Here is an 8,198-nt window from a genome sequence, read left to right on the forward strand (position 1 = left end):
TGCGCCGGCTCGGAGGTGAAGCTGGTCTCGCCAGCCACCCAGGCGCCCGCGATCAGGTGCTTGCCGTGCGGGGTGAAGACGGATTTGTCGAGCATCGGAATGTCCTTTGTGCTGTCGTCGCCCAGGTCGGGCTCGGCGTGGATTCGCAGTTGGTATACCAGCAGGTGCCCAATGGGCGTCAAGCGCGGCTTCCCGCAACCCGCCGCGCCGCGCGCCAGCCGAGGCAACCGCAGGCGGTCATTCTGCCGCGGCCTGCGAGGACCAGGGGGCCCCATCTGTCCGACCATGGCGGTGCAGGCGCGGGGCGGTCGCGCCAGACACGCGGGCCTTGGGCTGCGCGGCAGGGCATCGATAGGTCTCGGGCGCTGACGGGGGCCTCCGAAGGTGCATCCGGGTCGCCCCCCAGCCCGGCCCCGCCCGCAGCCATGCGCCGGCCGCCGATTCTTACGATCTGACACTCATTCTGACACTGACAGTGACTCTGGCACAGCGACGCGACGCCAGGTCCCGCGCAACGAAGAAGGAGCGCGTTTCCATGTGGAAACGCGCCCCTGCCTCTGGTGGCGATTTTCTGACGCTTTACAGCGCCTCTCTGCGTCATGCGCGATTGCGCCTGTCCGGTCCGCGTGGAACCGGCACGAGGCGACCCGCTCGGATCAACGCGAATTCCTGTCCTCTCCCTTCGCATCGGTGAGGGCAAGGATCAGGACCGCGATCACGATAAGAGCGGCCAACCCGACGAGAAAGATATCGATGGTCATGGCAGCCTCCTTCAGTGCTTGGGTCTGGCAGTGCTTGGGTTTGGAACGCGGCAGCGCAGAGGCGGTTCCGGAACAGAATGTCGCAGTTTCGTGTTAAGCTTGGGTTACCATTGGAAAGGCGACATCATGCTCATTTCGCTCTCGGACCTGCTGACCTGGCGCCTGACCGGGGGCGCGCGGGACTTTGCGCTGCAGGACCTGCTGTTTGACCCCGACGGCCGCAAGCTGGCCTGGGCCATCGTCGCGCCGGCGGGCTTCGCCGCGGCCGACCGGCTGCTTGTCGCCGCCTCCTCGCTGGGGCTGCCCGAGGCCGAGGCGCGCAGCCTGCCGCTGCATGTGACCGAGGACGAGTTGCAACGCGCGCCGCACATGCGGGGCGGGCGGGAAGACATGCTGGCGCTCATGGCGACCATGCCCCCCATGGTGGTCGGTCCGTTCGGATCGCCCTACGCGCCGCTGTCGGCCGAGCCGGAGGAGACAGCCGACGACCCTCGCTGGCAGGCCGCGCTGGAGCGCTACGAGAGCCTTGCGGACTGGATCGGCAGGCTGGTCTTTGCCCGTGACGGCGAGGCGGGCCGGGTGAGCGACCTGCTCTACGACGCGGCGCGTGGCCGGCTGAGCCACATCGTCGTCGACAATGGCAGGTTCTTCCACCACGAGCGCCGGGTGGTGCCTATCTTCGAGATGCAGACCCATGCCGACCGGGAGCACGGCGGGCACATCGTGCTGGACCTGTCGTTGGCGCAGGTCGAGAACGCGCCAAAGGTCTCCGACATGGTGGCGGCCTGACCGCAGCCGCCCGCACGGACCGAAGCCCGGCTCGGGCCGCGCCTCTATCTTTCGAGGAACGGTGGGATCGCGGCCTCGGCCTCGGCGGCATCAAGTTGGCAGATGGCATCCCGGCGCGCCCGGGCGGCGGCAACGAGCGCGCGAAAAAGCCTGCGGTGGGCGCGGCGGTAGACCAGGTATTCGGGATGCCATTGCACGCCGAGCGCGAAGGGGTCACTGAGCCGCTCGACCGCCTGCACCATGCCGCCATCGTCGCGCCCGGCGACCCGAAGCCCCTCGCCCAGCCGGTCGACCGCCTGCGAGTGCAGCGCGTTGACCCTGAGGCAGGGCGCGCGCGCGGTATGCGACAGCAGCGTGCCGTCCAGCACGTCGACCTTCTTGCGCGGCAGCACCGTGCGGTAGCGGCGCGAGGGGTGCACGGCATAGGCGTCGCCATGCAGTGAACCGCCGAGCACCACGTTCAGCATCTGCGCGCCGCGGCAGATGCCAAGGATCGGCAGGTTGCGCTCGAAGGCGCCGCGCAGCACGCGCTGTTCCAGTGCGTCCCGCGCCGGATCGAGCCGGACATCAAGTTGCAGCTCGCCGCCGTAGAGCGTGGGTTCGATGTCATCGCCGCCGCCAATCACCACGCCATGCACCATCTCGAGATCGACCTCGCGGCGACCGGTCTGCCAGCGCAGCGCCCGCCCCCCAGCCAGCCAGACGGCGAAAGCCATGAAGGGGAAGACCCGCCAGCCTGAGCGGCGGGACACCGTCACACCGATCAGAGGTCGCACAGGCCCGCCCCCTGCAGCATGCGCTCGACGCGGAAGGACCAGTCCATGCGGATCGAGGTCAGCGACTCGCGGTGATCGCGCCAGGCGGCGCAGAGGCGACCGAGCAGATCGGCGTCTTCGGCGACGCGTTCGACCAGCACCCAGCGGTTCCATTCCTGCGCAAGGGTCCAGCCGGGCTCGTCGATGCGGCAGTCAGGCAGCCGCCAATGATAGGTCGGCCGGGCCGAGACCAGCTCCATGTCCACCGCCGCAGCAACCCGCGCCTCGTCGATCTGCGCGAAGAGGCAGAGCATGTCGAGCCCGTGGTTTCGGGACGGCGCGAGATCAAGGTAGGTATCGATCAATTCGGTCATCGTGGCGGGCGGTGCCTCGGCTGCCAGCCGATCGACCAAGGCGCGCGGATAGGGGGCGACCCAGGTCATCACGCGGCGGGTGAAGTCGGTCCCCGCAACGCGCTTGAGAAAATCCTCGAGCAGCGCATGGGCGGTCACCACCGGCATCACGTCGGCATAGCCGGTCGAGACCACCTCGGGGTTGAAATGCACGCCGAAGGCCGCAAACACGCCCGAGCCCGTCCCCTCTGCCCCGGCCTCGCGCAGCGCGACGATGGCGCGGTCGAACTCGGCGATCTGCGCCACCTCCAGCGGATCCGTCACGATCTCGACCGGCACCACCGCGCGCGCCAGATCGCGGATCTGCCCGCCCACCCCGTCATGCTCGAGCCGCTCGAGCGGGCGGCTGTCGAGATAGACCTCGAAGGCGCCCATGCCGCCGCCGCTCACCGTCCAATGGCCGCGCTGGGTTTCGCGCGCGGTGCCGCCGAGATGCTTGACGAGCAGCCGCGCGACCTGCGCCTCGGTCAGCCCCGAAAATTCGATCTCGACGCCGACACGCCGTGGCCTGCCATCGGCAGTCAAACGGCGGGGCAGCGGTTGTGGTTGGTCAAGCTCAGAAGTCCGGGACATTGGGCACGCGCTCCGGGGTGGTCGGATCGGGGGTGAATTCTACAAGCGCAAACACGATATGGACGCGGAAATCTCCATGCTCCGTCCACTGCTGCTCGAGCGTACCGCCGAGCTGGGTGGCAAAGGCCTGCATGAGTTTCGAGCCCAACCCGGCGATTTCCCCGGGAGCGCGCTGATCGCTCGTCGCCGCCACGTCTTCGCGGCGCGCGGAATTGACCACCTCGAGCTCGGCACGCCCGCCGGGCAGGCGAGCGAGGCGGATCGCCACGCGGGTCACCCCGTCGATGCCGGGGCCGGCGTATTTCATCGCGTTGGTCATCGCCTCGGCGGTCAGCAACGACAGCGGCACGGCCTGATCGGGCACCGCCTCGATGTCGTCGGCGGCGACCGTGAGGTTGATCCTGCGCCCGCTCACCTCGGACATCTGCTCCATCTGGCCGACGAGATCCTTGAGCAGCAGCCCGGCGTTCACATGGCCCAGATCTTCGGTCTGGTAGAGGTTGCGATGGATCGTGGCCAGGCTTCGCACCCGGTCCTGCAACCGCTGCAGGATGGCGCGGGTCTCCTCGTTGCGCGACTGGCGGATCTGCATGTTCATGATCGAGGAGATGAGTTGCAGATTGTTCTTGACCCGGTGATGGACTTCCTTGAGCAGGATGGTCTTCTCGCGAAGGGCATTCTCCTGCTGCGCCTCGTCGCGCAGGATGGCATCCGCCATGTCGAGGAAGTCATCCTCCATGTCCGCAAGTTCGGCGGGCATCGCCTCGTCCCGCAGTGCCGGCACCCGGCGCGACACGGCAAAGGCGCGCATGCGGCGGGAAAGGCGCTTGATGTGACGGATCACCAGGCGGTTCACCGCGAGGAAGGCGACAATCACCGAGGCCGCCCACATCATGAAGGGCAGCGCCGCCGCCATGACCGCCAGACCGTCGACGCTGATCGCCTGTGCCTCGGCGTTCTCGCGGCTCCAGATGCCGACCGCATGGATCATCCCCGGCACCAGTGGCGCGGCGGCATAGACCCGCGTCTCGCCGTCGGCGCTGCGCGCGGCAAAGCTCTGCGCCTTGGCCCCGACGAGGCTCTGGAGATCAAGGTCGGCGGGCAGCATTCCGGCCACCTGCTCGACGTCAGTCCGCGAGGTCAGGATCTCGCCCTGCTCGTTGATCGTGATGAGATCGTGGAAATCATTGGGGCCCGGCGCGTCATGCCCACGCGGCAGCAGCACCGAAGGCACCGACAGCAGCACGTGACCTGCAAGCTCGCCCCCGATGAAATAGGGCTGCGCCACCACGATGACCGAGCGCTGGCTGATCGGCCCGCTGCGGTTGAGCCAAGCGGTGGCTCCCGGCTGATCGACGATGCGCTGCAACCGTGGGAAATCCACCGCGTTCATCGCGACGCCGCGCGAATTGCAGGACACGTCGCCGTCCAGCGTCATAATCCCGGCGAAGCTGTAGCCCGGCGATGCCCCGAGATAACCGGCAAGCTGGTCCGAACATCTTTGCGGATCGTCGATGTTCTGGCCCAGCGTCGCGCCGATCGCCTGCGCCCCGCCCTGCGCGCGCAGCACGGTTTCACGCTCGCCGAGGGCGGCGGCCTCGGTAAGTGCTACAAGGCTGAGCTGCGAGCGAAGGCGCGTCTCTTCCGCCAGCTTGCTGGTCTGGAAATAGGCCACCACCCCGATCGGCACGAGCGCCAGCGACAGGAACAGGATGATCCGGGCGGCCAGACCTGTCGGCCTTTGCCGCCAAACGCCTGCGACTGATTTCATGACACCTCTATCCGCTCTGCCCGGCTGCCGGACCGGCAGGATCCGTGCCCTGCCGTGTTCCGGGACGTCCCCGGCGCCCCGAGAGGCGCCGGTCCTTGGTTCCGTGAGTGCGACTTACCCCGACTTACCCCAGGGCTCCGCCTGCGCGTGCCCCTGTGACAACGGCCATGGTCGCCTGATCGGTCATCTCGAGCTTGTCGTTGTCGTCGAGTTCGAGCAATTCGGCAAGCCGTGCCCGTGCCCGGTTCACCCGGCTCTTGATCGTGCCGACTGCAACACCGCAGGTCTCGGCCGCCTCTTCGTAGGAGAACCCCTGCGCGCCGACCAGGATCAGCGCTTCGCGCTGTTCGTCGGTCAACTGGACGAACGCCCGACGGAAGTCGTTCATCTGCAACCGGCCGTCGTGCGCCGGTTTCTCCGACAGGCTCTCGGTGAACACCCCCTCTGCGTCGGACACCTCGCGCCCGGCCTTGCGGCGGTTCGAATAGTAGGTGTTGCGCAGGATGGTGAACAGCCAGGCACGCATGTTGGTGCCCTGCTCGAAGGTGTTGATCTTGGTCCACGCCTTGACCAGCGTGTCCTGCACCATGTCATCCGCCAGCGCGAAATTGCGCGTCAGCGAGAAAGCAAAGGCCCGCAAGGCGGGAAGATGGGTGACGATCTCGTCACGCGGATCGGAACTCATGCACTTGCCCCGCCCTTGCCGTCGTCACCGGTGCTGCCCTGATCATCCTGAGCGCGTAACTGCGCGATCAGGTCGAGGAACCGATCTGGAACCTGCTCTTCAAGCATGTCCTGGTAGACACGCTTGAGGTTCTCGTCGATCACCTCTGACTCTTTTGAATTCCGCCGCGATTGTACCATTGCCGCCGTTTGATCCTTGCCTTTGCAGTGCGCAATTTCTGCATATATCTTTGTCGTATCGCGGAACCAATGCCGAGGAGCCGCGTTTGGTTCCCGACAAAAGCGAAAAAAGGACGTATTCATGACACAGGGTGATTTGGGCCAGACCATCGGCGCGGTCCTTCCCTATCTCCGGCGTTACGCGCGCGCGCTCACCGGCAGCCAGACCTCGGGCGACAACTACGCGGCGGCGACCCTGGAAGCGATCCTCGCCGACCGGAGCGGCCTGACCGGCGCTTCCTCGCCCAAGGTCGGCCTGTTCCACGTCTTCCACGGCATCTGGGCCAGCACCGGCGCGCCGGTCACCGACGAAGACGAGGGCCCGCGCGCCAAGGCGCAGGCGCGGCTCAAGAACCTGACCGCCAACAGCCGCGAGGCGCTGCTGCTGCACACGATCGAGGACTTCACCCTTTCCGAGGTCGCCGAGATCATGCAGATCTCCGCTTCCGAGGTTGAGGAGCTCGTGACCCTCGCCCGCCGCGAGATGGCCGATGCCGTCACCGGCCGGGTGCTGATCATCGAGGACGAGGCGATCATCGCCATGGACCTCGAGAGCATCGTTGCCGATCTGGGTCACCGGGTGACCGGCGTTGCCCGCACCCGCGCAGGCGCGGTCGACCTGGCCAACAAGGAAACCCCCGACCTCGTGCTCGCCGACATCCAGCTTGCGGACAATTCCTCGGGCATCGACGCGGTGAACGACATCCTCGGCGCGCTTGGCGATCGTCCGGTGATCTTCATCACCGCCTTCCCCGAGCGTCTGCTGACCGGCGAGCGTCCGGAACCGGCCTTCCTCATCTCCAAGCCCTACTCCGAGGACCAGGTCCGTTCGGCGGTGAGCCAGGCGATGTTCTTCTCTTCGACGGAAACGCTGAAGGCCTGAGCGCCAGAGCGTCGGTGAAAGCGTACAGCCAGCCGGGGGCGTCACGAGCCCCCGCGCAGAACAGCCAGAGAAAACCCCGCTCTTCAGGCGGGGTTTTTTCTTTGGGATCGATGCGCCGGAAAACTGCAGCGTATTCGCGAACCCTGCACCGGCGGTCCGGGGCGGCTCGAGCCGCCCCGCAGGTGTCAGACCTTGCGTACGAAGCGCATGATCAAGGTGACCACGAAGAGCACCAGGAAGATGAAGAACAGCACCTGCGCGATGCCTGCCGAGGCGGACGCGATGCCGCCGAAGCCGAAGATGGCGGCCACGATGGCCACGACGAAAAACAGAAGTGCCCAGTAAAGCATTGTCGCTCCTCCGATAAAAAGGCGGTCTAGATCAGATTGTGGCGCGCGAGGACTTCGGCCCGGCGATCAGCCAGATAATGAAGCCGAGGACCGGCAGCACGATGATGAGCAGCGTCCAGAGCACCTTGGACCCGGTGCTTGCGCCCGATCCGAGCACCGAGACGATGGCCCAGATGTCCAGCACGAGGATGATGAATCCCCCAATACCTGCAAATTCCATGGCGAACTCTCCTTGATCGGGAACGGAAGGCGCGACTTCCCAGACCGGTGGCAGTGGCCCCCGGCTGCGCGGGAAGGCTCCCGCGCGATCCGTCCAGTTTGATGATGTCCGGTCCGGTTCCGCGCGCCGCGCCTCGCCGTTCCGTCTCATTTCAAGAACACGCGATTTCGAAAAAGGTTCCCTGCGGTCTACGGTGCCCGCCGCCCGCCCCGCGAGTCGCGGGCCCGCGCAAGGCGCGGCCCGTCCGGCGCAAACGGGCCCTGCCCTCGGAACCTGCATCATTCTGTCACACCCGGCGCAGCAAATCGCCGGATCGCGTCCTGCACCACCGGGGCCAAACCTGCCCTAGCGTAAACACTTTGGAAACCATGGTTTTACGCCGCCGCGAGCAAAGATATTTACTGGATGCTGCGCCGCCCGGCAAATAGTTTACAAATAAAACCATATTTTACTGAGACTTATTTAAATATTTTCGGACTCGCGTATGATCATGTCAGGGATGGAAGTGGTCGCAGCGCGACCGTGGAGAAATTTGGAACGTTCTGGCTCGGGCGACGCGTCCGATCCACGACACCAGAACGACACGAGGGAGGACTTCATGAAAGACGACGCCCAGACCGCGACGGCCGGGACCTACGCCCCGAGCGCGGATTTCACCGCCAATGCCCATGTTGACGCGGCGCGCTACGACGAGATGTATGCACGCTCGATCGCCGATCCCGACGGCTTCTGGGGCGAGCAGGCGCAGCGGCTCGACTGGATGGCGCGGCCGACGAAGAT

The 8,198-nt window shown here is 66.2% G+C and carries 11 protein-coding genes; 3 read left to right on the top strand and 8 right to left on the bottom strand.

Going from position 1 to position 8,198, the window contains the following annotated elements; translation table 11 throughout:
• Nucleotides 1–182 (bottom strand): hypothetical protein (locus IQ782_RS28830; RefSeq protein WP_194138124.1); only part of this gene is annotated, 182 nt, incomplete at its 3' end.
• A gap of 705 nt (nt 183–887) precedes the next feature.
• On the opposite strand from IQ782_RS28830, the gene IQ782_RS28835 reads away from it, so the two are divergent.
• A complete protein-coding gene (locus IQ782_RS28835; protein WP_194138114.1) occupies nt 888–1,550 on the top strand; it encodes a PRC-barrel domain-containing protein in 663 nt (220 codons plus the stop codon).
• Between the two features lie 44 nt (nt 1,551–1,594).
• Here the strand turns inward: IQ782_RS28835 and IQ782_RS28840 are convergent, their stop codons facing one another.
• The 5 genes from IQ782_RS28840 to IQ782_RS28860 all read right to left on the bottom strand — a co-directional run bounded on the left by IQ782_RS28840 (nt 1,595) and on the right by IQ782_RS28860 (nt 5,890).
• Complete coding sequence (locus IQ782_RS28840) at nt 1,595–2,326, bottom strand: gamma-glutamyl-gamma-aminobutyrate hydrolase family protein (protein WP_338092666.1); 732 nt, start codon at nt 2,324–2,326, stop codon at nt 1,595–1,597.
• Nucleotides 2,314–3,291 (bottom strand): amidoligase family protein, encoded by a 978-nt coding sequence (locus tag IQ782_RS28845; RefSeq protein ID WP_194138115.1) that lies wholly within the window; start codon nt 3,289–3,291, stop codon nt 2,314–2,316. Before IQ782_RS28845 ends, IQ782_RS28840 begins: the two co-directional genes overlap by 13 nt.
• Entirely contained in the window at nt 3,275–5,062 is a 1,788-nt protein-coding gene (locus tag IQ782_RS28850) for a sensor histidine kinase (RefSeq protein WP_194138116.1), read from the bottom strand. Before IQ782_RS28850 ends, IQ782_RS28845 begins: the two co-directional genes overlap by 17 nt.
• Nucleotides 5,063–5,186: 124 nt before the next feature.
• Nucleotides 5,187–5,747, bottom strand: a complete 561-nt coding sequence (locus IQ782_RS28855; protein WP_194138117.1) for an RNA polymerase sigma factor — start codon at nt 5,745–5,747, stop codon at nt 5,187–5,189.
• Nucleotides 5,744–5,890 carry a NepR family anti-sigma factor gene (locus IQ782_RS28860; RefSeq protein WP_338092667.1) on the bottom strand — a complete coding sequence of 49 codons (147 nt, stop codon included), beginning with the start codon at nt 5,888–5,890 and terminating at the stop codon, nt 5,744–5,746. Before IQ782_RS28860 ends, IQ782_RS28855 begins: the two co-directional genes overlap by 4 nt.
• Before the next feature lie 157 nt (nt 5,891–6,047).
• Between IQ782_RS28860 and IQ782_RS28865 the strand changes: the two genes are divergently transcribed.
• The gene (locus IQ782_RS28865; RefSeq protein WP_194138118.1) at nt 6,048–6,848 is read left to right on the top strand and encodes a response regulator; all 801 of its coding nucleotides are present in this window, start codon (nt 6,048–6,050) and stop codon (nt 6,846–6,848) included.
• A 185-nt stretch (nt 6,849–7,033) separates the two neighbouring features.
• Here the strand turns inward: IQ782_RS28865 and IQ782_RS28870 are convergent, their stop codons facing one another.
• Together IQ782_RS28870 and IQ782_RS28875 are read right to left on the bottom strand one after the other, a co-directional pair.
• Nucleotides 7,034–7,198, bottom strand: a complete 165-nt coding sequence (locus IQ782_RS28870) for a DUF1328 domain-containing protein (RefSeq protein WP_194138119.1) — start codon at nt 7,196–7,198, stop codon at nt 7,034–7,036.
• A gap of 31 nt (nt 7,199–7,229) precedes the next feature.
• The gene (locus IQ782_RS28875; RefSeq protein WP_194138120.1) at nt 7,230–7,418 is read right to left on the bottom strand and encodes a PLDc N-terminal domain-containing protein; all 189 of its coding nucleotides are present in this window, start codon (nt 7,416–7,418) and stop codon (nt 7,230–7,232) included.
• 598 nt (nt 7,419–8,016) lie between these two features.
• Between IQ782_RS28875 and IQ782_RS28880 the strand changes: the two genes are divergently transcribed.
• The coding region (locus IQ782_RS28880; protein WP_194138121.1) for an acetyl-coenzyme A synthetase N-terminal domain-containing protein at nt 8,017–8,198 on the top strand (182 nt) is incomplete at its 3' end.

The sequence above is a fragment of the Salipiger mangrovisoli genome (genome assembly GCF_015223355.1).
In the GTDB taxonomy this organism is placed as follows: Bacteria; Pseudomonadota; Alphaproteobacteria; order Rhodobacterales; family Rhodobacteraceae; genus Salipiger; species Salipiger mangrovisoli.